General features: G+C 51.0%; 21 protein-coding genes and 1 pseudogene. 19 read left to right on the forward strand and 3 right to left on the reverse strand.

Annotated features, from left to right (window positions below):
- Positions 1-22: 22 nt before the first annotated feature.
- From E7738_RS17450 to E7738_RS17510, 13 genes are all read left to right on the forward strand, one after another.
- A complete protein-coding gene (locus tag E7738_RS17450; protein ID WP_394515873.1) occupies positions 23-1,090 on the forward strand; it encodes a PAAR domain-containing protein in 1,068 nt (355 codons plus the stop codon).
- 22 nt (positions 1,091-1,112) lie between these two features.
- Positions 1,113-1,559, forward strand: coding sequence for a hypothetical protein (locus tag E7738_RS17455; RefSeq protein WP_394515874.1), 447 nt, complete (start codon positions 1,113-1,115; stop codon positions 1,557-1,559).
- Positions 1,560-1,574: 15 nt separating this feature from the next.
- Entirely contained in the window at positions 1,575-2,648 is a 1,074-nt protein-coding gene (locus E7738_RS17460) for a hypothetical protein (RefSeq protein ID WP_394515875.1), read from the forward strand.
- Positions 2,649-3,683: 1,035 nt separating this feature from the next.
- On the forward strand, positions 3,684-6,164 hold the full coding sequence (tssI, locus tag E7738_RS17465; RefSeq protein ID WP_394515876.1) for a type VI secretion system tip protein TssI/VgrG: 2,481 nt from the start codon (positions 3,684-3,686) through the stop codon (positions 6,162-6,164).
- Positions 6,161-6,523, forward strand: coding sequence for a hypothetical protein (locus E7738_RS17470; protein ID WP_394515877.1), 363 nt, complete (start codon positions 6,161-6,163; stop codon positions 6,521-6,523). The genes tssI and E7738_RS17470 overlap by 4 nt, the downstream gene beginning before the upstream one ends.
- A gap of 276 nt (positions 6,524-6,799) precedes the next feature.
- Entirely contained in the window at positions 6,800-7,489 is a 690-nt protein-coding gene (locus E7738_RS17475) for a hypothetical protein (protein WP_394515878.1), read from the forward strand.
- Entirely contained in the window at positions 7,480-7,881 is a 402-nt protein-coding gene (locus tag E7738_RS17480) for a hypothetical protein (RefSeq protein ID WP_394515879.1), read from the forward strand. Before E7738_RS17475 ends, E7738_RS17480 begins: the two co-directional genes overlap by 10 nt.
- 93 nt (positions 7,882-7,974) lie before the next feature.
- On the forward strand, positions 7,975-8,901 hold the full coding sequence (locus E7738_RS17485) for a hypothetical protein (RefSeq protein ID WP_394515880.1): 927 nt from the start codon (positions 7,975-7,977) through the stop codon (positions 8,899-8,901).
- A 134-nt stretch (positions 8,902-9,035) separates the two neighbouring features.
- Positions 9,036-9,476, forward strand: coding sequence for a DcrB-related protein (locus E7738_RS17490; RefSeq protein WP_058771505.1), 441 nt, complete (start codon positions 9,036-9,038; stop codon positions 9,474-9,476).
- A 2-nt stretch (positions 9,477-9,478) separates the two neighbouring features.
- Positions 9,479-13,885 (forward strand): RHS repeat-associated core domain-containing protein, encoded by a 4,407-nt coding sequence (locus tag E7738_RS17495; RefSeq protein ID WP_394515881.1) that lies wholly within the window; start codon positions 9,479-9,481, stop codon positions 13,883-13,885.
- A gap of 5 nt (positions 13,886-13,890) precedes the next feature.
- A complete protein-coding gene (locus tag E7738_RS17500) occupies positions 13,891-14,097 on the forward strand; it encodes a hypothetical protein (RefSeq protein WP_238561540.1) in 207 nt (68 codons plus the stop codon).
- A gap of 502 nt (positions 14,098-14,599) precedes the next feature.
- A complete protein-coding gene (locus E7738_RS17505) occupies positions 14,600-15,019 on the forward strand; it encodes a hypothetical protein (protein WP_394515882.1) in 420 nt (139 codons plus the stop codon).
- Positions 15,004-15,279, forward strand: a complete 276-nt coding sequence (locus E7738_RS17510; RefSeq protein WP_394515883.1) for a DUF6966 domain-containing protein — start codon at positions 15,004-15,006, stop codon at positions 15,277-15,279. Before E7738_RS17505 ends, E7738_RS17510 begins: the two co-directional genes overlap by 16 nt.
- A gap of 120 nt (positions 15,280-15,399) precedes the next feature.
- Here the strand turns inward: E7738_RS17510 and E7738_RS17515 are convergent.
- Positions 15,400-15,593 (reverse strand): annotated as a pseudogene (locus E7738_RS17515) (growth inhibitor PemK).
- A gap of 496 nt (positions 15,594-16,089) precedes the next feature.
- Between E7738_RS17515 and E7738_RS17520 the strand changes: the two are divergent.
- The 3 genes from E7738_RS17520 (at position 16,090) to E7738_RS17530 (ending at position 17,160) form a co-directional block, all read left to right on the forward strand.
- Positions 16,090-16,317 (forward strand): hypothetical protein, encoded by a 228-nt coding sequence (locus E7738_RS17520; protein ID WP_394515884.1) that lies wholly within the window; start codon positions 16,090-16,092, stop codon positions 16,315-16,317.
- A 288-nt stretch (positions 16,318-16,605) separates the two neighbouring features.
- A complete protein-coding gene (locus E7738_RS17525; RefSeq protein ID WP_394515885.1) occupies positions 16,606-16,875 on the forward strand; it encodes a hypothetical protein in 270 nt (89 codons plus the stop codon).
- Between the two features lie 12 nt (positions 16,876-16,887).
- Positions 16,888-17,160: a hypothetical protein gene (locus E7738_RS17530; RefSeq protein WP_394515886.1), complete on the forward strand. Its 273-nt coding sequence runs from the start codon at positions 16,888-16,890 to the stop codon at positions 17,158-17,160.
- Positions 17,161-17,316: 156 nt separating this feature from the next.
- On the opposite strand, the gene E7738_RS17535 is transcribed toward E7738_RS17530, so the two are convergent.
- Positions 17,317-17,991 (reverse strand): YtjB family periplasmic protein, encoded by a 675-nt coding sequence (locus E7738_RS17535; protein ID WP_215481513.1) that lies wholly within the window; start codon positions 17,989-17,991, stop codon positions 17,317-17,319.
- A gap of 107 nt (positions 17,992-18,098) precedes the next feature.
- Here E7738_RS17535 and serB point away from each other — a divergent pair, with 107 nt between their 5' ends.
- The 3 genes from serB (at position 18,099) to nadR (ending at position 21,920) form a co-directional block, all read left to right on the forward strand.
- On the forward strand, positions 18,099-19,076 hold the full coding sequence (gene serB / locus E7738_RS17540; RefSeq protein ID WP_021506809.1) for a phosphoserine phosphatase: 978 nt from the start codon (positions 18,099-18,101) through the stop codon (positions 19,074-19,076).
- 13 nt (positions 19,077-19,089) lie between these two features.
- Positions 19,090-20,472: a DNA repair protein RadA gene (gene radA / locus E7738_RS17545; protein ID WP_021506810.1), complete on the forward strand. Its 1,383-nt coding sequence runs from the start codon at positions 19,090-19,092 to the stop codon at positions 20,470-20,472.
- A 221-nt stretch (positions 20,473-20,693) separates the two neighbouring features.
- Positions 20,694-21,920, forward strand: a complete 1,227-nt coding sequence (gene nadR / locus E7738_RS17550; RefSeq protein ID WP_010618490.1) for a multifunctional transcriptional regulator/nicotinamide-nucleotide adenylyltransferase/ribosylnicotinamide kinase NadR — start codon at positions 20,694-20,696, stop codon at positions 21,918-21,920.
- 49 nt (positions 21,921-21,969) lie between these two features.
- Here nadR and ettA read toward each other — a convergent pair whose 3' ends face one another.
- The gene (gene ettA / locus E7738_RS17555) at positions 21,970-23,637 is read right to left on the reverse strand and encodes an energy-dependent translational throttle protein EttA (protein ID WP_071813584.1); all 1,668 of its coding nucleotides are present in this window, start codon (positions 23,635-23,637) and stop codon (positions 21,970-21,972) included.
- Positions 23,638-23,679: the final 42 nt, after the last annotated feature.

The following is a 23,679-nucleotide window of genomic DNA, read 5'->3' on the forward strand; positions in this document are numbered from 1 at the left end:
TTTTGACGAAAGGATAATTGTTATGGGGCAACCTGCCGCCAGAGCTACCATAGATACTAGTGCTCATACGGGGAAGATTCAATCCGGAAGCCCAGATGTAATCATTGGTGGTTTTCCTGCCGCCCGGAAAAACGATGTTGTATCATGTTCTATTCACGGAAGTGGCGTAATTATCGGGGGTTCAAGTACAGTTTTTGTGAATGGTATGCCGCTCGCTCGAGAAGGGGATGGGACGCAATGCAGCACCAATAATTCGCCGGTGAAAATTACTTCTAAAGCTATACCTCCTCAATATTGGGGAGGAACTCTAGCGAAAGAAGCCGTAAAAGATGGTGTGATACATGGCGAACTTTACGATATCCGTGCTTTTGGAATTTATGCCAGTATAGAGGACAAAAATCTCAACGGTGATTTTGACACCGCCTCGACAGGATTTGCACTATCCGATATTACAATAGGTAATATGAAAAGTCATAATATGCTACGAGGTGAGATGCGAAATAAGCTAGCGGTCGCTAATGCTAGTGGTTCACTGTACGGTGGAGGTAATAACATTTATGGCCTGAATACTAGCGCAACTGCAACAGGTGTACAATACGGCGGATCTGTTGCTGCAGGAAAAGAAGGAACATTATATGGCGGTATTGCAGGGGATGTAACAATTGCAACGGCGGAAGCTAAGGCTGTTGGCGAAGTATATACTGGTAATAATGGTAGACTCGGTTTTACTTTTGATGTTGGCGCAGAAGCAAAAGGCGTAAAGGGTGAAGCGTCAGGTAACATTGACATATTGGGTATCGTTTCCGGTGAAGCGAAAATTGACGGAAGCGTAGGGTCAGCTGGTGGAGCATTAGGTGGTAGTGCTTTCTGGGACAATACCGACTATTCAGCTAACGTAAGGGTAACTGGTGGGGTTGCAGCACTAATTGGTTTAAAAGGTGATGCGAGTGTAAAAGTAGCATTCAAACCTATAATTGATTTCTTTGACTATTTATATGGTGATGATGAGGAAATCAAAGATCCTAATGCAACTGATAAGGCTGACGGGACAATTACTACAGGTTGTGTTACAGTTTTGATTGGTGGCTAAGTTTTAAAAGGGTGGTTTAGTAATGAAATGGATAGGTTTTTTAATGTTCTTAATATTAACATTGCTCTATCTTTGGAATGGAAAAGATCACTTTAATAAAAAAGAGTGGCGTAATTTCATTGGGATGTTTTTCAGTGTGCTGATCGGGGCTTTTTTGTTGGTTTTTGTTTTGGTCGGAATCTCAAAGTTCACCCCTTTAATGGAAAGGGAAACGGCACGCTCTTTAGCTGTAATTATTCCCGCATCATTTATTACCATGCTGTTATGTAAATTTTTGGTTGTTATGCTCAATGCAATGTTTTCAATCATTCTTAATTTCCATAAAAAAAACAATACTTCTGAGAATTATTTCAGGATAACAGTTTTTTTTGAGAGGGTTTGGTCTAAAGTACAAATGCTGATCAAAGCACTTGCATCTTTAGGATGCATTCTTATGTTTTACGGTATTTGGTTTGGCGATATTAGCTGATATGAAAGGGGTTTTATGAACATTGAACATGACTATATTTTTCCAACGGTCTCGACTTTGAGTTTAGAGAATATAGAAGCGGACTATTGGAAGTGTTTATATACTTCGGCTGAAAAGAAAATGCTTCAATACTGGGTTGTTTTGCCGAAGCGTATGAAACCCGCAGAACTATCGCCAAAATATATTACAGAAGTTGGCCTGACAAATCTCGGACGCTATGTATCAACCGACTCACGTCCTTACATGGAAGTATGGGCGGCATATGAACACTATCAATGGGAGATGAATCCTGCAGATTGGTTATTTAATAAGCTTGAGTTAATGGGGGAGGAAATATTAAATCAACGATTAATTACAAACCCATCAGGTAGTGGGATTTTTGCAGATGTGTTAACACTCAAAATCCACTCTTCTGGAGATAAGGTTATTTCCCGTTTTACAGTGCAGAAAGATTACAATCCTGAGCTCGGCGGAGGTAATTATTTTCTTATCAAAGCAGCATGTGCAGCGCATGATTATAAGGCACTTGCTAATGATATTTATTTTACAGTAGTGAACTGGGATTTGATGGATCGCAGTAACCTGGACTTAGCTGAGCTCCTTAAGACAGTCAATCTTAGTAATTCTAAAAAAAGTTTTTTTAAAATACCAGATTCCTGGCAAGTTAGGATGTTAACAGAAACACGTTTGGTGGTTGAGCATACATTTGGAGATATTAATTTTGGAGTGATAAATCTTTGTTTTTATTCGCGAGAAATGGTATTCACTGAGCAGGATGTTTTCAGAGTTTCAACTGCTCGCTTTGAAGATAATATATCCGAAGTAACATTTAAAGCAGATGAGTTAATTATTATACCAAATGAAATCAATCCTTTACTTGGTACGAGCTTGTCAACCTGTAAGGGAGAAATTTTGAGTTCTGAGGAAAAAGTACGTGCTTTTTATCAGAGTTATATTTTTGAGCTAGGGAATTTATGGTGCTATGTTGAGCTGGTAGGGAAACGTCGTAATCACTCTGATTATCACTTCGAAGTTAATAAGCGTTGCCTTGAGATTATCCTTTCTTCTTTGCGCATCGATAATGCTTGATTAAAACTATATTTTATCAAGCTTATTTGAAATGGAGTTTAATGTTATGAAAGAATATGGATCTTCATCAAGCTTAATTTACATGTAGCTATAAGTAAATTTCAGATTTGACAGTGAATTTGTTGATGGAATAATGATTGACTTACATTAGTCTGATGATGGTATTAATCAGTACATCAATCGATATCATCACCTCCTACCTGTAATTAAAAGATGAGCCCTCTTTCTCTGAAAGGACAGGATGCTCTAAATCAATCTGATTAATATAAAAGCACCCTCAGTTAAATACAAGCGCTGATGCATTATATCGGACAATGGGGCGCTTTTCTGGAATTAGCTGTTGGTGATGATCTGAGTAAAACAATAAAGCTTAAAATCAGAGGTGGCACCATATGATGATGCTGATAGCGTTGCTGCTACAGCAGGGGAAATAGTAGTGTCTTTAAATGGTTGTTCTAGAGTTCATTAAAAATGGTTAGACAAGTTACCACAAAGAAAAATAAGCAAGAATTTTTTCTCCTGGAAGATAGTAATGCTTAAGGATAAATGTATTGCCATAATTCTAAAAGCATTCTCCTTAGGTTGGTGAGCATGTGTTTTAATGATGATCAGGTTGGTTTTCATCTATTTCATATATGATGCGTTAGTGTATCGCCGGCGATGGTGGGCCCTGAGTACGTTGGGAAATTATAATTTAGAGCGGCTCGCTAAAGAATTTTTTTTCGCCGACACTGTAAATTGTCAGTGCGCCGGAGTTGATTTTGTAATCCTGTCCATCTGACATCTAAAGAATTTGAAACTACAGAGTCAGAGCTCGTCAGATATCTGTCCAGTGGAAATTATATCGCCTCTACATTTGACCGTGGGCGGAACATTACCCTGTCTCACCGGGCATATCCTCAAAATGAAATAAGAAAAAAGCACTATAAGACCGCTCGTTAATTTTTAGCGTAATACTTATATGCTGCATTTCACTCCCCGGTGTTTAACCTCCCCCGATGACTCAATCACTTAAATAAGTTACGGAATCTGCTTATGTTCTCACGCATCACCGCGCAGCTGCCGATGGACGGCCTGCTGTTCTGGAAACTCACCGGCGCCGAGGCGCTGTCGCAGTCGTTTGAGCTGAACGCCGAGCTGCTGGCCACGGACGCGCGCATCGACCGGCACGCGCTGCTGGGGCAGCCGGTCACGTTCACGCTGCCGACGCAGAGCCTGCTGTCGCCGCGCTACCTCAACGGCAAAATCACGCGGGTGGCGGTGCGCAGCGAGGAGCTGAGCGGGACGCGCTACGCGGTGTACCAGCTGCGGGTGGAGCCGGACCTGTGGCCGATGCGCCGGGACCGCAACCTGCGGATATTCCAGGGTCAGACGGTGCCGCAGATAGTGCAGACGCTGCTGCAGGAGAACGGGGTGAACGTGGAGACGCGGCTGGGCAGCAGCTACCGGGTGTGGGAGTACTGCGTGCAGTACCAGGAGAGCAGCTTCGACTTCATCAGCCGGCTGATGGAGCTGGAGGGGATTTACTACTGGTTCCGCCACGAGGCGGAGCGTCACGTGATGGTGCTGTGCGACGGGGCGGACCAGCACGAGGCGTTCGCGGGCTATGAGACGATACCGTACCACGTGACGGCGTCGGGGGGGAGCGTGACGGAGGAGGGCATCAGCCAGTGGTCGCTGTGCGAGAGCGTGACGCCGGGGATGTACAGCACGGACGACTACGACTTCCGCAAGCCGAACGCGTGGATGCTGCAGGCGCGGCAGAACCCGGTGTCGCCGGTGCCGGGGGCGGTGGACGTGTACGACTGGCCGGGCCATTTTGTCGACCACAGCCACGGGGAGTTTTACACGCGCATCCGCCAGGAGGTGTGGCAGGTTGCGCACCACAGCGTGAGCGGAACGGGGACGGCGACGGGCATCGCGCCGGGGTACCGGTTCGGCATCGTGAACGCGCCGCACTTCAGCGACAACGGAGAGTACCTGGTGACGTCGGCGCGGTACGACTTTGAGGAGAACGGGTACGCGAGCGGCGGCGGCGGGGCGCGGCACAACATCGCGTTCACGGTGCTGCCGTCGTCGGTGACGTACCGGGCGGAACCGGCGACGGCGTGGCCGAAGACGCACGGGCCGCAGACGGCGAAGGTGGTGGGCCCGGCGGGAGAGTCAATCTGGACGGACCGCTACGGCCGGGTGAAGGTGAAGTTCCACTGGGACCGCCTGGCGAAGGGCGACGACACGAGCTCGTGCTGGGTGCGGGTGTCGAGCGCGTGGGCGGGCCAGGGCTTCGGCGGGGTGCAGATCCCGCGGGTGAACGACGAGGTGGTGGTGGACTTCATCAACGGCGACCCGGACCGGCCGCTGATCATCGGTCGCGTGTACAACGAGGCGAGCATGCCGCCGTGGGCGCTGCCGGCGGCGGCGACGCAGATGGGCTTTTTAAGCCGTTCGAAGGACGGCACGGCGGACACGGCAAACGCGCTGCGCTTCGAGGACAAGGCGGGCGAGGAGCATCTTTGGATCCAGGCGCAGAAAAACATGGATACGCACGTTAAAAACGATGCCAGCCACTCAGTTGCCAATAACCACAGCCATTATGCTGGCGGCAATGAGCTGTACCGCGTTGAGACCAACCGTGTACACGGTATCAAAGGCGGCGAGGAGCTCCTGACCGGACAAGGCAAGATGGATGCAGCAGTTGATACCTATGTTCTGGGATCCGGCACCAAACTGCGTCTGGAGTGCGGTGAAAGCGCCATTGAACTCAACGCTAACGGTCACATTAATATTGTCGGTAAAGGCTTCAATATTTTCGTGCAGGGCGATGGCCACATTACAACGTCCGGCGGCAAGCTGAACCTGAATACTGACGGTGCAAAGCCCGGCACCGGTGCGCCTGGTGCCGATCACAAACAGAATATCAGTAAAGCGGTTGAGAACCTGTTCCCCCCTAAACAGAAAGGACAGGCGGCTCCGGCTGCGCCGAAAGCTGCAGTCTCTGCTGCCGCTAAGCCGACCGCTGCACCTGTAGCAAATCACCCGGCTCGCAAAGCACGCCCGTTACCAGCAGATAAACAAGCTTTTTTTGATAAGGTCTACGCTGCAGCTAAGATCAGTGAAAAGAAAACGGGCGTTCCGGCAGAAGTCACTACGGCGCAGGCGATCCTTGAATCAAGCTGGGGAGATTTGGTTCCATTTGATAAGAAAACGAATACAAGTAGTAACAATATCTTTGGAATAAAATCATTTGGTTCTAAAAATGCTGCGGAAACCGTAACGCACGAGTATGTCAACGGTAAGAAAATCAAAATTGTTGATAGCTTTGCAACTTATGGCTCGGTTGAAGAGAGTATTGAACAACATGGTCAGTTTTTGATGGATAATAAACGTTACAGTAGTCTTTTCAAATCTTCAGATCCTGTTGAATGGGCGAAGGGGCTACAAGAGAAAGGCTATGCAACAGATCCGGAGTATGCTAAAAAACTCATCGGGATTATGAAAGGTAGAGGGATGATATGATTAAGTTTTTAGTGGCGATGATTATTGCCTTGCCCCTGGCAGCTTCAGCTAATGATTTTTGTGCAAAATTAGATAAATCAGGGATTTCTAACGGGGTCCGGTTTGATAATACTGATAATCTGTACAAAGTCGGAGGGAAAGGACATTTGCAGTTTTATTCAGCGCCTGATGAAAAGTGTTTATTAAAAGGGACATTTGTTGTGCCAAATGATGATCTTTATGCATATGTTGAGCAGAATGGATTTTATCGGGTTATGTACCTCACTAACGATGGTGATCAAGTCATGGGCTGGGTTAAAAAAGACAGATTGCTTGCAACCCACAAGGGTTTGGCTCCTGACTATAACAATCCCAATTAATTATTTTGCTCAACCTCCTGGGCTGCCAGGGGGAGGGTCAGGGAATCGCTTTTATATACAATAAAGTGCGCTGGCAATCATAGGGGTTTTCTATTTTGGGTGGATTATATAGCTACAATAAGCCCGATAATTACTGAAATATAAACTTCTCTATGTGTTGGAGAACAGCGTACAGATTAAATTTCGAAGGCAAGGTTAGCTGGATCCCATATTAATATCGTTTCCGAATATGATTAATAAATATATTTTCCAAAAAAAAAGGCCTGTTTTTTCTCAATGATATTGCTTTCTTTTGCGGCTCCTGTATGGGCTGCGGTAGATTTCAACGGTGAGTGGTCTGGTGCTGTGGGTAATGAAAATAGCTCCGATTATTCCACGTTAAATATCAAGCTCAGGCAAGTTGATGGGAAGGTGGTTGGGCGCTACTGCTACATTACGAATAGTGGTAATCGTATTGATTGCCCTGATGGTGATGAGAATAACTTACATGGCATTGTGAAGAATAATAAAGCTAATGTGAAATTTGACTCTGTCTTTGGTGGTAAAAATGGAGAGGCTGAGTTGACATTAAATAATAACGCCATGCTTTGGCATTTAATTGTACTGCCGAGCCATGGTGAGTTTTATGCTCCCAAGGATTTTTCCCTTAAAAAGATAGAGCCAAATAGAAATGTAATGTTAAAAAGTAGGGTTTTTTCGACATCAGGATTCACCGTGACTCTTGTAAATAACTGTGGGAATTTTTATACCAGTTGTAAAAAATTAAAGTATTATGGCATGAGAAATAGCGATGGTAGCCAGATTTCACTTACCGGCCACACAATTGATTCCCCTGATGCAGCCAAAGCAGTTGGTATGATTTTCAATAATGGAAATATAGAGTATGGCATTAATTTTGAGCCGTTGACGCTGACGGTATCAAGAGGCAAAAAGGTATTGCTATCACAGGATGGTAAGTGGGAATAAAAATGTCCAGATCGTATTTCTTAAAGTGTATCTTGTTTTTTTCTTGTGCCGTTTTTAGTTATTCTGTTCTTTCAGCTAAAAGTAATATCCATTATGAAACTAAAAATGTACTTCAAACTGATGAAGATATTACTGTCCTGACGGTACATAAAGCTATCAGGGATAATAAGCTATCGTTATTACGCGATCATTGTTTAGCATATGATTATGATGATGTCTCTGACAGTAAATATTTCATTATCGATGTTCGAGAGGATAAACGCTATGCTATTTGTGGTGGAGACCCAAATACTTCTGTACATCTTTTTCGTTTTAAAGTCGATAAGAAAAATTATTCTTTGTTAACTGATGCAGGATCTGATAACGGAGTTTTTCATCCAGTTAAAAAGTAATTCCTACGGGGTTTTATTGCTCTTTTAGTCGGCTTTATCATCCGGAACGAACATCTGTGAGTGTTATTAAAATTCGGCTTGTCGGGTAAGTTGATGCGTATAAAATTAGCTTTATTTAGTGTTGTGGCAGTTATGGCTTTCGGCATGATGTCAGCCAGAGCAGACGTAGTGATGTCTGATTATAATAGCCTTGATAAAGTTTCATCCGTTTTTAGCAACAAAGATGTACTGCTGAAGCTAAAGAGCATTTTGGGTCCTGATTACGATACCTTCAGTCAAAACTTTGATGTGTATGGTGAACCGCACCTGACATCAGCAGGCGGATTGTTTGTGGAAGGCTGGTTAAGAGATCTCTACCTGGAACAGGCTTCAGCCGTTGTAATACAACCTGATGGCAGGACCTATGCTGCATGGACAGATGCTAATACGGGCAAAATAAGTTATCGATGTAATGACAATACTGAGAAAAATTTGCAATCGGATATTGCTGCCTGGGCAAAGCGTTTCAATAGCGACCCTGCGGGGGACTCTGCAGGTAACTTACAAGTAAACTGTACCAGTAAACCTCTTTCAGCCTCCGACTTCAGTGTGGAAATCAATCATTATCGTGTCTCACTGGGAGACGAATGGGATAATCTGACAAAGCAGCACGCTGGAGTGCCGATTGCTGAAAGCTACGCTGGCGACAGACCTTCAGAAGCCGGAAATTATCATTATTATCAGTATAAATATCCAGGTTTTGATATTTACTCTTCCAATTTGAACTGGGAAAAAGAGCATCGCGACAGTGATAGCTATATCATAGCGCAAATCACCCTTAATTCGCCGGGAATCAAAACGTACAGAGGTGTTTCAGTTGGTGACAGCGAAAGCGCTCTGCAGCGTCGTTATGGCAAAGGCGCTGTTGATGACAGTGATGATCAATACTGGATTTATTACGAGGGTGATGGAAAGCGTCTCTTATTTCAGATTGAAGAACATCGCATAAGTCATATTATGATGGTTTTTAATGATGCGTAGTGTGTCAATATTAATTACTAGCTCATATGCAAATGAAATTATCTGCTGGCGATGGAGCGGTTTAATTAAGTTCGTTTCGCTAAAGTGATTCCACATAGATCCATCCTCATTTATTCCTCTAACGGATATCCAACATGCACTACCAATTCAACGAGGGCGCGTTCGCCCTGTTTCCGGCTGGCTGGCAGGACACCAGCATGAATATTCTGCGCGATGAAGCTACCGGGCTGGCGCTGATCGTCAGCCGTGGGCCAATCGCTGAAGGCAGCGATTTTGAGCAGGAGTTTCACCGTCAGTGGGATACGTTGCGCAGCCAGATGGGCCATGTAGAGCAGAGCGAATTTACACGCGTGCTGGCGGGAGCCGACAACACGTTGCGCGCCATCGAAGTGGAAACGGCTTTTGATCGCAACGGGCAGGCACTGTGGCAACGTCAGCTGGCAGTAAACGTGCCTGAAACCAATACGTTGATGATATTTACTTTTTCAGCCATGCGGCCTTTTGATGAAGAAGACGGGGCACGCTGGCATGCCTTCAAACAGAGCCTGACGCTTAACGCCCCACGGAAGGGATAATTATGGATAAGCACGCGGCCCGCCAGGGCGATGACATCATTCATTCCAGTATTTTCGCCGATATCACCAGTATCGTCGCTGAAGGTGCGGTCTACGCCGCGATGGGCGCGATTGTTGCCGGTGTGGCTACCGTAGCCGCTCCGCTGGTTGGCGTGGGTGCACTGGCGGCGGTAGGCAGTAGCTGTCTGCTGAGCGGTATCATCGCGGGTGCGGTGGCGAATGTGGCAGGTATCACGGACGACATCAGCGCGGCTGCGGATGGCATTGGCGACATGCTGTTCCCGCCGTCGCCTGCGGGTGTCATTGCCAGCGGTTCGGATAATGTGATCATCAATGGCTTAGCGGCGGCTCGCGCGGCAGGTGAACTGACGGCAGGCGATACGCCGCCACCGGAAGCGCAGTCGGCCGGATTTTTTGCCGACTATGCCGGCAAACTGCTGGCGGTTGCCGACCAGTTCGCCGGGGCGATGTGGCAGCCGACGATTGCCTCCGCTGCCGCAGGTACCTCGCCGCTGGAACAGGATAAAGTTGCGTGCGAGAAACACAGCGGGCCACAGTATCTCGCCGAAGGATCTAAAAGCGTATTCATCAACGGCCAGCCGGCGGCACGTGCTAAAGATCGCACCACCTGTGGCGCGACCATCAGCGATGATGTTTCAGCCAACGTCATCATTGGCGGTGAAACGCTAACGGTGCGGGATATCAAAAGCGGCAAACAGCCGGGACTGGCGCTGGCGATGATCGGCCTGTCGCTGATCCGCGGTCGCCCTGGTCAGATCCTGAAAAATATGCCGTGTGCGCTGGCAATGGCGGGCGGCGGCATGCTGGCCGATATGTCTATCAACGCGATATTTTCCGCGCTACACCCGGTACATGCCGCTACCGGCGTGAAAGTGCTGAATGATGATGCCGAGCGTGATTTCTCGCTGCCGGGACGTTTTCCCCTGCGCTGGCAGCGCAGCTATAACAGTCTGACGCAGCGCGTCGGCCTGTTTGGCCGTGGCTGGTCGACGGTGTTCGACAGCTATCTGACGCTGGAAGGCAATCAGGCCACCTGGTTTGATGACAACGGCCGCGAACTGCGTTTTGCCTTGCCCGGTGAAAAAGAGGTGCTTTACAGCATCAGCGAAGGACTGATGGTGCGACGCAATGCGCACGGTGACGTGGCAATCGCTGACGATGACGGCGCGGTCTGGCGCTTGTACAAACCCACCGCCAGAAACCCGCAGCTCTTGCGTCTCGCCTCGCTGAGCGACGAGTACGGCAACGCGCTGGAGATGGGCTGGGATGAGCAGAGCCGGCTGGTGCGCATCCATGATGAACCGCTGGCGATTGACGTGACGCTGCACTACAACGACGAACGCCATCCGCAACGCGTTACCGCTGCCAGTCACTTTGACGGTGAACAGCACTGGCCGCTGATGCACTGGAGCTTTGATGATAATGGCCAGCTTGCCAGCGTCACCGATGCGGCAGGCATTGAAACGCGCCGTTTCCGTTATAACGTGGATGGCCTGATGGTGTGGCACCGCCTGCCGGGCGGGCTGGAGAGCGAGTATTGCTGGCAGCTGTTTGATCACTGGCGGGTGATAGAAAGTCGCACCAGCAGCGGCGATGGCTGCCGTATGCAGTACGATCTCACGGCGGGCATTACCCGCGTTTCTACCTACGATGGTCAGCAGCGCGAGCATCACTGGAATGCACAGGGATTGATTACCTGCTACATCGACGAGCGCGGCGAGCAATGGCGCTACGAGTGGGATGACAATGAACTGCTGACGCGCCGTATTGACCCGCTCGGCCATGCGGTGAACTTTACCTACGACGAGCTCGGTAACCGCATTGAAGAGCAGGATGCTGATGGCAATGCGCAGACCACAGAGTGGTTAACGCATCGTGCCCTGCCCAGCGTCATCACCCAGCCTGGCGGCGCTGCCATCCGTTATTACTACGATATCCATCACGGACTGGAACGGGTGGTCGATGCGCTCGGGCACAGCACGCGTTATCTGCGCGATGAGTTTGGGCTGATCACTGAAGAGATTGATGCGGCGGGCAATCGCTATCGCCGTGAATATAACGATGCCGGGCAGGTCATTCGCGAGACGGACTGCTCCGGCCAGACTACGCGTTACCGTTATCATCCGCTGGGCTGGATTAGTTGTGTTACAGCAGCCGATGGCGAAGAAACGCGATACTACTATGATGCCGCCGGGCGGCCCCGGCAGATGGAACGTGCTGAAGGCTGGGAAGAACGTCTGGAGTGGAGCGAACGTGGTCTGCCAGTGGCGTATGCCTCGGCAGACGGTAAACGCAGCGAATTCGCTTACGACCAGGCCGGCAGACTGACTCTCTCGCGAAACGCGCAGGGCGAAGAGGTGCAGCGCCGCTGGGACAGCCGTGGACGTTTAATCTCGCTGCAAAATCAAAACGGTGAAAGCTACCACTTCGAATGGGGCGCAGATTCGCTGCTGCTGGCGCAGATCGGGCTGGACGGTGTGGCAACTCGCTACGACTACGATGCCGCCGGACGCGCAGTTGCCCGCACTTTCGCCGCCGGTCACCCGCAGGCGATTACGCACCGCTTTGCCTTCAGCCCGGCAGGGCAACTCATGGCGCGCATCACCCCGGAAGGCCAGACGCGCTATGACTATACCGAGGCGGGCCAGCTGGCAAGCGTGGCGCAGCATCTGCCACTGGGGGAAAACCAGTGGAGCCGTGAAGCCGAGCAGGCGATTACCTTCGCGTATGACAAAGCTGGTCGCGTGATTGCGGAGCAGGGCGATCAGGGCAGTCTGGCGTGGCAGTACGACGCGCTGGGCAACTGCACTGCGCTGACGCTGCCGGATGGCCGCCAGCTGAAACAGTTGTATTACGGCAGCGGCCATCTGCTGAGCATCGCGCTGGATAACCTGCCGGTCAGCGAATTTACGCGTGATACGCTGCACCGCGAGCTGAGCCGCAGTCAGGGCGGACTGACCACGCGCAGCGATTATGATCGGCTGGGTCGGCTGGTGCGTCGCGATGTGTTCGACGGTGAGGCACAGCGCCCGGCACCGCGCCGCTGGTCACGCCGGCGTGATTTCGATTACGGCAACAACCTGATCCGCGAACAGCGCGACGACAATCCTTTCAGCCAGACGCTCTGGCACTACGACAGCGCGGGCCGCCTGCTGGCGCAGGAAGGTGCTCAGCCTGGTAATGATACGTGGCGCTGGGATGGCGCGGGTAATCCGCTGGACCGCAGCGCGGCAGCAGCGGTAACGCATAACCGTGTTACGCAGCTGAACGGCATCCGCTGGCGCTACGACGTGCACGGTCGCACCAGTGAAAAGGATGACGGTCAGACGCGCTGGCGCTACCGCTATGATGACGAGCATCGCCTGATCGAAGTTGTCAGCGAACCGCGCGATCGCAACAAGCCTCAGGTGCAGGTGAATTTCCGCTACGATCCGCTCGGGCGCCGCATCAACAAGCGCGTGCAGCGTTTGCTGCACGGCAAGCCGGCCGGAGCAGCGACCCTCACCCGCTTCGTCTGGGACGGTTTTCGTCTGCTGCAGGAAATACACGACGAAGTGCCACTGACCTACGTATACAGCGACGCAAACAGCTATGAACCGCTGGCGCGTATTGACGGCAATGAGGGCGCGGAGATTTTCTGGTTCCACAATGCCGCTAACGGTATGCCGGAACGCCTGACAGACAGCGAAGGCCGCATCAGCTGGGAAGGCATCAATAACGCATGGGGCAAACTGCTGCGCGAAACTCATCAGCAACTGCCCGGCTACGACCAGAACCTGCGTATGCAGGGCCAGTACCTGGACCGTGAAACCGGACTGCACTACAATCTGTTTCGTTACTACGATCCGGACAGTGCGCGGTTTACGCAGCAGGACCCGATAGGGCTGGCGGGTGGGATAAACCTGTATGCTTATGCGCCGAATGCGTTCAGCTGGATAGATCCGCTGGGGCTGAATAAGTGTAAACCTGATTTTTATGTCGGGCCTGATGGACCAAGTGCGACGATGCCTTCAACTGCATATCGTTATATGAACAGTAAATTTGCTAAACAAACGATAGAAAATAAGTCGGCACCATTAAGCTATTTTGGTTATACAAAATATAAAACTGGTAGTGAGGCCAGAGATGCTTATCAAATTTTCTATGAAAAAGGTAATCCTGATTCGTGGAGTGATGCCCGATTATTGGGAGAGTTTGATACGCTACAGCTTTACAAGAATGGCGTTCCACAAGTTAAGGTTCCACTTGCCAACGGCGATAAAGGGCCCGGGTATGAGCTTTTCACTAGCGCATATCCAGAATATGGTAGAGGTGGTGCATTACAATTATTGCCGACAGAAAAAGGCTATTCTGTTTTCTTTGATAAAGTCAGTATTCTTCCAGAGTAAATGCTATGACAGATAAAGAGTTAAGAGAAAATCTTATTTATTTGATAAATAAATATGTACCTGAGAATGAAAGAGAACCTTTCTATGAATATATATCCAGAGATGATGTTCCAGTAAAAGGGATTTTAGCCGACTTTAATAAAGTTAAAGCAGTCACTGTCGAACAGGCAGATGGCGATTTAATAAGTGATATATATTTCCACTATTGCTGAGAAAAAGCCGGAAGCGATCCTAAAGATCCTTCCGGCTTTTTATTTTAGCTGCCTGCCGTCAGGATCAGACAGCCCTGTTCAACCTGCATGGTTAACTTCTTACTGACCCCGAACTTCGCCACATGCAGCCGCTACCCCCGGTAAATCCAAGTGGTAGTGGCATCACCAGTGGGCTCTGTGCCGGCCGTGCCCGGCGAACAGCAAGCTGCCGTGCACGGGTTGCCGTTCAAAGCGTGGCTGGTAGTATTTAGGAGTACAGATAGGGAAGGTCATGGCTGGGCGGTCGCGTGGGCAGGGCAAAAGCACGCGTCCATGTTCATCGTGTTGACAGCCTGCTGAAAGTGGGAAAGGCCCCCATGAAAAGATAATAAAAGCAGCATGTTAATCCCACTAAAAGGTATGACGATGTTAGAGTCCTCCCTATGACCAGATAGGACTGGCGGGTGGGCTGAACCTGTACCAGTATGCGCCGAATGCGCTGGGGTGGATGGATCCGTGGGGGTTGAGTAAATACTCTCTTGGAAAAGAGACAGGCAGGTACTCAGCAATAAAACCCGGACCTTTAGATAAAGAGTTGGCTGAAACTTTTTCCGGTGGAAAATATAGAGAAATAATCCTTTCTGAGGATGAATATTTTTATCGGTCGGGTGTGTCAACAAATGCATTTGGTCGCTTCTTTAGTTTAGATATACCACAAAGTATTATTCAGACTCGAGTGGATAAAGCAGTATTGCCAAAATGGCCTAATGGCTCTGCTTCCCCACTTGATAGCGTATATGAAATAAAAATACCCGCTGGAACTAAAGTTGATGTGGGCGAGGTTGGCTATCAGAATGGCTTCTATCTTGGTGGGACAGAGCAAATAGTGATATTAGAACCCTGGAACGTGGGAACAGTGATAGGAAAATGGCCGATGCTATGAAAAATGAAATTAAAAGAGTAACAAAAGAAATAATAAAAATACTACTGGATAATGGTGAAGTATCTTGGGCTAGATATTTTGATAAGTGTCTAAGGCAACTGGATGATGATTATCATGAGGGTATTTATAATTTAAGAACGGCCTATGGTGGCATGGGCTCTTTTAATGATTTGGTTTTGCACAGTAACGGAAATCCTTTAAAAAAGGAAAATGCACGGTTAGATCAGTTGCGAAAAGAACTTTATCAAGTAACAAGTTAATATATCTATATATAGCCGGAAGTGATCAAGAAGATCCTTCCGGTTTTTATTTTAGCTGCCAGCCTGAGCCAGCAACGCCAACGCCTGCTGCCGGGCCAGCTCAATCTTCCGCCGCTGCTGCTAAAGCCGCACCTGCTCCTGGCGCAGCCGGCTCTCTTCGCAACTGTCGGGGATCGACAGCAGACAGCCGTCCAGCAACTTAAAACTGACGCTGGTGCCCATCTCAAATCCCTCTTCAGCCAACCATTTACCCGCAATTTTCATCTGCGGCATATCACCATGGGGTGCCAGTCAACGATAATACGCCACTGCATTTTGAATATTCCCCGTACTGACTTAGAACGTACTCAGCCATAATCAACTCCTCCGTGGTGACTGTGGTTAGCGGTTAAAGCGGGGGAGGCAGCGTAAGCGGGGCTAAAGTACGCGTCGGGGGCAGCGTGTTAACGGGCGGCTGAATGCGGGAAAAACTGTCCGTAAAATGCATTAGCATCAGCAGATTACCCTCGCTAAAAAGTATGACGGCGCCGGAATTTCCCCTATTACCCGATAGTGTTGCCAGAGATGGTTTCCAGATTGCCCCGGCATGGAGTGATGCCCGCATGCGTGATACTTTCGATACTTTACAGTTATATCAAAAATGGTAAGCCTGCATCTTTTGTCCAAAATGGGATGGTAATATTCATCCAACCAGATTAGAACCCTTTGCCTCTGCATACCCCGAATATGATAAAGGTGTTGCTTTACAGTCACATGCAGATGGACAAGTTATCCATTTTGACTCAATTACAATGCTACCGGATTAATAGAATGTATACACTAGATAAAAAAGATGCAGAATTAATGCTGTTGGAACTGCTGAAAAGGACTTTAAAAAATCAGTCTGATATTGATGAATTAATGGATTTAGTAAAAACCAACAATAGCTCTATTCCAATGAAAGGAATTAGACATAAATATGACAGCATGGATAAAAATACATTAACTAAAAAAGATCAGGACGATCTTGATACTTTAATGCATTTTTATGGCCCATGATTTTCTATGTTGCTGATTTTAAACTAGTTATCAAGGAAGAGGTGCGCGTCGAGCTCATCGTGTAATCGGGCGGCAGAACGCAGGAAAAACTGTCCGCAAAAAATGAGACACATCAGAAGATTAACTCCGCTAAAAAAAGCACCGTTCTACAGTTAGGGGAGGTTGCACCGCGAAATCAAGTCTGGTTCAATAATCTCTGACGGAGCAGACTAAATCATTCTTCCCCGAGGATGGCATCAGAGTTGGATATTGAATATTAGGGAGATTAAATCAATTTAGGCTAATTTCATGAAAACAAAAACCGAAAAGTTAAATATATTAAGTGGAACTCTTTCGAATCTGGAAAAAGAAAAAGTGGCTTTTCATAAAGCTGATCTCAATAATATCGTTGATAAATATAAGAAAACTATCCAAGATGTTGAAATGGATATTTTGACTTGCAATGAAATTCACAACTCAGTAAAAGAATATTTAGAAATATATAATAATTATGATAATCCTCTTCTTTATCAAATGTCTGATGCTGAAGAAGTAGTGAAAAGTTATCTTTCCACATAAGAAACATTACGCTTGTATAAAAAATCACTTTTATCTGAAATAGATAAAGCAATTGATAATATTGAATCTGTTATAAAAAATGAGCGCAAAGAAGATTTGCGGGCTTTTATTAATGATCTTGAACATTTAAAAGTGGAAGTTATTAATAATGAAATAAAGAGCAATGTCTTAAGAGGCTTTGTCCGTCGTTATGCAGAAATGTATAACGACTACCTTAATCCAATTACAGATGTTTTGGATAGAATGGAAAAAGCAGTCGATAGCTATTTAGAAAAAGAAATATAGTTAAAGAAGCCGGAAGCGATCCCCGTGATCCTCCCGGCTTTTCTCTTTAGCCGCCCGCCGTCAGGATCATGCAGCCGCCTCTATCCTGACTGTCATCGCCCGACCGGTGTTAAAACTCGTTGCAGCAAGCGATCAGACCGCACTGCCCCAATGAACTCAACCCTCTTTCCTCTCCGTCTCCACACTCTCCGCCGCCGTCTCTTCCTCTTTATCCTCTTTCACCGTTCTGCTGGCCGTCAGCAGGAACGGTGATTGCTGCCAGCGGGTGCGGCGGTCGCGCAGTAGGGTACGGGTCAGGATAATGCCGATCGCCAGCGCCAGCAGCATCATCAGGCGCAGAATATTGGTGGTGTTATCCACCTGACGCGATTCCGTCACCAGCACATGCGTATCCAGCGTGATACGCAGAAAACCCTGCGGACCCTCTTTCCCTTCCAGCGGCTGGACAATCTGATGATTGAAATAGCTACCGGCACGTTTACCGTCGAGCGCCAGGCGGTCGCGCACATTAATACTCTCGCCACTGTGGGCCACCAGGCTGCCGTCGTCGGCATAGACCGAAGCGTCCAGCACACGGCTGCTATCCGTCATCTGATTCAGGATGGCTTCAATCTGCGTGCGGTTATCGTCGCTGTTATCCATCAGCGGTTTCAGGCTGAACGCCACCTGGCGCGTCAGCGTGTGCGCCAGCTCCTCGACCTGTTCGGAACGGGCCATCTGATGGCCAAGACTAAACCATGACGCGCCCTGCATCAGCACCACTAACAGCGCCAGCGAGATAAGAACGATCACCGTGCGATGCAGGCGAAATTTCAGTGCGGTTTTGACCATCAGAAACCCGTGTGACGTAACAGCAGAAAGGCTGGCAATTATGTTGCCAGAACCCGCGCAGACAAGGTAGCCTCTTGCGTGGTTTTGTTGTCCCTACAGGAGCTGTAATGCCAAATCGTCTTACCTGGTGCGATCTGCCCGCCGATGTCTCTCTTTGGCCGGGTTTACCCCTTTCCCTGAGCGGTGATGAAGTGATGCCGCTGGATTACCGTGCCGGTCGGACTGGCTGGTTACTGTATGGGCGCGGGCTCGATAAACAAAAACTGACCGATTATCAGCATCAGCTGGGCGCGGCGATGGTGATCGTCAGCGCGTGGAATGTCGATGAGTATCAGGTAATCCGGCTGGCGGGCTCGCTGACACCGCGTGCCAGCAAGCTGGCGCATGAGGCTGGCTTTGATGTGGCGCCGCTTGGCAAAATTCCCCATCTGAAAACGCCAGGGCTGCTGGTAATGGACATGGATTCCACCGCCATCCAGATCGAGTGCATCGATGAGATCGCCAAACTGGCGGGCTGTGGCGAGCAGGTGGCGGAAGTGACGGAACGCGCGATGCGCGGCGAGCTGGATTTTAAAGCCAGCCTGCGTGAGCGCGTGGCGAAGCTGGCCGGCGCTGACGCCAACATCCTAAAGCAGGTGCGCGACACGCTGCCGCTGATGCCGGGCCTGACCACGCTGGTGCACAAGTTGCAGGCGCTGGGCTGGCAGGTGGCGATTGCCTCGGGCGGGTTCACCTTCTACGCCGATCACCTGCGGCAGACGCTGCATCTGGCCGCTGCGGTGGCCAACGAACTGGAAATGCGTGACGGTAAGCTGACCGGCGAAGTGCTGGGGCAAATCGTCGACGCGCAATTTAAAGCCGATACCCTGAACAGTCTGGCCCAGCGCTTTGACATCGCACCGGAACAAACCGTGGCGATAGGCGATGGTGCTAACGATCTGCCAATGATTAAAACCGCGGCGCTGGGTATCGCCTATCATGCTAAACCCAAAGTGAATGAGCAGACGGAAGTGATTATCCGCCATGCTGACCTGATGGGAGTGTTCTGCATTCTCACCGGCAGCCTGATTCACGAAGAGCGTTAACTGAGGATTTGATTTGGCCAAAGCGGCAAAACGCGCCTTCGTCTGTAACGAATGCGGCGCTGACTATCCGCGCTGGCAGGGGCAATGCAGCGCCTGTCACGCCTGGAATACCATTACCGAGGTGCGCATTGCCGCCTCGCCTGCGGCCGCGCGCAATGAGCGCCTGAGCGGCTATGCCGGTAGCGCCGGCACCAGCCGGGTGCAGAAGCTGTCGGAAATCAGTCTGGAAGCGCTGCCGCGTTTCTCGACCAGTTTTAAAGAGTTTGACCGCGTGCTGGGCGGCGGCGTGGTGCCGGGCAGCGCGATACTGATTGGCGGTAACCCTGGCGCCGGTAAATCAACGCTGCTGTTGCAGGTGATGTGTAAGCTGGCGGAAGGTATGAAAACCCTGTACGTCACCGGCGAAGAGTCGCTGCAACAGGTAGCGATGCGCGCCCATCGTCTGGGATTGCCGACGGAAAACCTTAATATGCTGTCGGAAACCAGCATTGAGCAGATCTGCCTGATCGCCGAGCAGGAGCAGCCGAAGCTGATGGTGATCGACTCGATCCAGGTGATGCACATGGCGGAGATTCAGTCATCGCCGGGCAGCGTGGCGCAGGTGCGGGAAACCGCCGCTTACCTGACGCGCTTCGCCAAGACGCGCGGCGTGGCGATCATCATGGTCGGTCACGTCACCAAAGATGGCTCGCTGGCTGGTCCGAAGGTGCTGGAGCACTGTATCGACTGTTCGGTGCTGCTGGACGGCGATGCCGATTCGCGCTTCCGCACGCTGCGCAGCCACAAAAACCGCTTTGGTGCGGTGAATGAGCTGGGCGTCTTTGCCATGACCGAGCAGGGCATGCGCGAAGTCAGTAACCCGTCTGCTATCTTTTTGTCACGCGGCGATGAGATCACCTCCGGCAGTTCGGTGATGGTGGTCTGGGAGGGCACGCGCCCGCTGCTGGTTGAGATTCAGGCGCTGGTGGACCATTCGATGATGGGCAACCCGCGCCGCGTGGCGGTTGGACTGGAGCAGAACCGTCTGGCGATTCTGCTGGCGGTGCTGCACCGTCACGGCGGTCTGCAGATGGCCGATCAGGATGTATTTGTGAACGTGGTCGGCGGCGTCAAAGTCACCGAGACCAGTGCAGACCTGGCGCTGCTGCTGGCGATGGTGTCGAGCCTGCGCGATCGCCCGCTGCCGCAGGATCTGGTGATTTTTGGCGAAGTCGGGCTGGCCGGGGAGATTCGTCCGGTACCGAGCGGCCAGGAGCGCATTTCCGAGGCGGCCAAGCACGGCTTTAAGCGCGCCATTGTGCCGGCAGGGAATGCGCCGAAGAAGGCCATTGACGGTATGAAGGTGTATAGCGCGAAGAAGCTGGCGGATGCGCTGGCGATTCTGGACGAGCTGTAAGGCGGGTTGTTGGGGGAGGTTTGGCTTGTGGCTCCACCTTTTCCCTCACCCTAACCCTCTCCCGCTTGCGGGAGAGGGAACCGATCGGAGAGGCGGGAAGTACGGCGTTGATCTGCCATTTATCGCTCTGTTCAGGATTTTCCCCCTCTCCCGCTGGCGGGAGAGGGCCGGGGTGAGGGCCCGCGCGCACCATCCCTCTAATTCCATGCAGGAGGCACCACATGTCATCGTTTGACTATCTGAAAACCGCGATTCGCCAGCAGGGACATACATTACAGCAGGTGGCTGATGCCAGCGGGATGACCAAAGGCTATCTGAGCCAGTTGCTGAATGCCAAAATCAAAAGCCCGAGCGCGCAGAAGCTGGAAGCGCTGCACCGTTTTCTCGGGCTGGAATTCCCGCGTCGCGACAAAACCGTGGGCGTGGTGTTCGGGAAGTTCTATCCGCTGCACACCGGCCACATCTACCTGATCCAGCGCGCCTGTAGCCAGGTCGATGAGCTGCACATCATCATGGGCCATGACGATCCGCGCGATCGCCAGCTGTTTGAGAACAGCGCCATGTCGCAGCAGCCCACCATCAGCGATCGTCTGCGCTGGCTGCTGCAGACCTTCAAGTACCAGAAAAATATCCGCATCCATTCGTTCAACGAAGAGGGCATCGAGCCCTATCCGCACGGCTGGGATGTGTGGAGCGCCGGTGTGAAAACCTTCCTCGCGGAGCAGGGCATTGAGCCCGACTGCGTGTATACCAGCGAAGAACCGGATGCGCCGATGTATCAGCAGCATCTGGGTATTCCGGCGGTGGTGATCGATCCGCATCGATCGTTTATGAACATCAGCGGCAGCCAGATTCGTCAGGATCCGTTCCGCTACTGGGAGTACATCCCGACTGAAGTGAAGCCGTTCTTCGTGCGCACCGTGGCGGTGCTCGGCGGTGAATCGAGCGGCAAATCGACGCTGGTCAACAAGCTGGCCAACATCTTCAACACCACCAGCGCGTGGGAGTATGGCCGCGATTATGTCTTCTCGCACCTCGGCGGCGACGAGATGGCGCTGCAATACTCCGACTACGACAAAATCGCGCTCGGCCAGGCGCAATACATCGATTTCGCCGTCAAATACGCCAACAAGGTGGCGTTTATCGATACCGACTTCATCACTACCCAGGCGTTCTGCCTTAAGTATGAAGGGCGCGAGCACCCGTTCGTGCAGGCGCTGATCGATGAGTACCGCTTTGACCTGGTGATTCTGCTGGAAAATAATGTGCCGTGGGTGGCCGACGGCCTGCGCAGTCTCGGCAGTTCAATGGATCGCCGCGAGTTCCAGTCGATGCTGGTCACCATGCTGCGTGAAAATCACATTGAATATGTGCACGTCAAAGAGGATGACTACGACACACGCTTCCTGCGCTGCGTCGAGCTGGTGAAGCAGATGCTGGGCAGCTAGCGCAGCACAACAAAAAAGGCGCCGCGGCGCCTTTCTGTTATCACAGCGATTACTTCGCCATGCGCTTGTACTTGATACGCTTCGGCTCCAGCGCTTCGGCGCCGAGGGTGCGTTTCTTGTACTCTTCGTACTCGGTAAAGTTACCTTCGAAGAACTCCACCTTACCTTCATCCTGATAGTCGATGATGTGGGTGGCGATGCGGTCGAGGAACCAGCGGTCGTGCGAGATCACCATCGCGCAGCCCGGGAACTCCAGCAGGGCGTTTTCCAGTGCGCGCAGGGTTTCGATGTCCAGGTCGTTGGTTGGTTCGTCGAGCAGCAGCAGGTTGCCGCCCACCTGCAGCAGTTTCGCCAGGTGCAGACGACCACGCTCACCGCCGGACAGTTCGCCGACGCGTTTGCCCTGATCGGTACCCTTAAAGTTAAAGCGACCGACATAAGCGCGGCTTGGCATTTCGGTGTTGCCGATGCGCATAATGTCCTGACCGCCAGAAACTTCTTCCCACACGGTTTTTGAATTATCCATCGCATCGCGGAACTGATCGACCGACGCCAGCTTCACGGTTTCGCCCAGCTCGATGCTGCCGGAATCCGGCTGCTCCTGACCTGACATCATGCGGAACAGCGTCGATTTACCGGCGCCGTTAGGACCGATGATGCCGACGATGGCGCCTTTCGGCAGCGAGAACGACAGATCGTCAATCAGCACGCGATCGCCATACGCTTTGCTCAGATTCTTCACTTCCAGCACTTTGTCGCCGAGGCGCGCGCCAGGTGGAATGAACAGTTCGTTGGTCTCGTTACGTTTCTGATAATCGGTGTTGTTGAGCTCTTCAAAGCGCGCCAGACGGGCTTTGCCCTTAGACTGACGGCCTTTCGCGCCCTGGCGCACCCACTCCAGCTCTTTCTCGATCGATTTGCGACGTGCCGCTTCCTGAGAAGCCTCCTGCGCCAGACGCTGATCTTTCTGCTCCAGCCATGAGGAGTAGTTGCCTTCCCATGGAATGCCTTCGCCACGGTCCAGCTCCAGAATCCAGCCGGCAACGTTATCGAGGAAGTAACGGTCGTGGGTGATGGCCACCACGGTGCCTTCGAAGTCGTGCAGGAAGCGCTCCAGCCATGCGACGGATTCGGCATCCAGGTGGTTGGTCGGTTCGTCGAGCAGCAGCATGTCTGGCTTTTCCAGCAGCAGACGGCACAGCGCGACGCGGCGGCGTTCACCACCGGACAGGTTCGCGATTTTGGCATCCCACTCCGGCAGACGCATGGCATCGGCGGCGCGGTTCAGCTGGGTTTCCAGGTTGTGCCCGTCGTGTGCCTGGATCACTTCTTCCAGACGACCCTGCTCAGCGGCCAGCTTGTCGAAGTCGGCATCCGGATCGGCGTACAGCGCGTACACTTCGTCGAGACGCTTCAGCGCGCCAACCACTTCCGCGACGGCTTCTTCCACCGACTCACGCACGGTGTGTTCCGGGTTCAGCTGAGGTTCCTGCGGCAGATAGCCGACTTTGATGCCCGGCTGCGGGCGAGCTTCCCCTTCGATATCTTTATCAATGCCGGCCATGATGCGCAGCAGGGTCGATTTACCCGCGCCGTTCAGGCCGAGTACGCCAATTTTGGCGCCAGGGAAAAAGCTAAGGGAGATATTCTTCAGAATGTGACGCTTCGGCGGAACCACTTTGCCGACGCGATGCATGCTATAGACGAATTGAGCCACGTTGTGATGAGCCTCTTGGTCTGTAATGGGTGGAACGTCAGA

The sequence above is a fragment of the Pantoea sp. SGAir0430 genome (assembly GCF_043549295.1).